This window comes from Mesorhizobium sp. M0968, from assembly GCF_040319065.1.
Classification (GTDB): Bacteria; Pseudomonadota; Alphaproteobacteria; order Rhizobiales; family Rhizobiaceae; genus Mesorhizobium.
Map to the genome: position 1 here is coordinate 1 of NZ_JAMYNL010000106.1, position 512 is coordinate 512.

A 512-nucleotide genomic window follows, 5' to 3' on the forward strand; every position below is an offset into this window, starting at 1 on the left:
GCCGTCTTGATCCGGCTGTTCTCGCGCAGGGTCAACTCTTCCGAGAGGAGGATGTCCATGGCTTCGAGGGCGGCGATCTCGCCTTGCTCGAGCCGGCGCACGATATGATCGAGCGCTTCGAGCGCTCGTGGCATCTTCAGGCCGACGAGATCGTGGCGGATCCGGTCGATTGTGGATGGCGTGGTATCGAGCGCATTCGTCATGGACGCTGCTCCTTCGCCATCACCCGGGCGACGGCATCGTAGAAGGCCAACGGGCGCTGAGCGACCCTGTCGCCTGAGCCATGAAGGATGACCTCGTCGTTCCTCAGTCTTTGTCGGCGCTTGTGGACGTGGATGTTGCGATGCCCGGGCTCGACATGACGCTGGTGCCGACCTTCTAGAATGGGATGGGTGGCAATCAGCGCGCCGTCCTCGAAGATGCGAACCTCTTCGGCCAGCGTGTGTACCTCGACGACACGGCGCCTGGTGGCGTCGGGCACGCTGTAGAAATTGCCGCCGACGCTGACCATG

Annotated in this window: 1 protein-coding gene and 1 pseudogene; both read right to left on the reverse strand. The window is 63.1% G+C overall.

What is annotated here, in order from left to right; all coding sequences use genetic code 11:
- Window positions 1-203 (reverse strand): annotated as a pseudogene (locus tag NKH67_RS34105) (AAA family ATPase); the annotation flags it as partial.
- The coding region (locus tag NKH67_RS34110) for a Mu transposase domain-containing protein (RefSeq protein WP_502893858.1) at window positions 200-512 on the reverse strand (313 nt) is incomplete at its 5' end. The pseudogene NKH67_RS34105 and the gene NKH67_RS34110, both read right to left, overlap by 4 nt.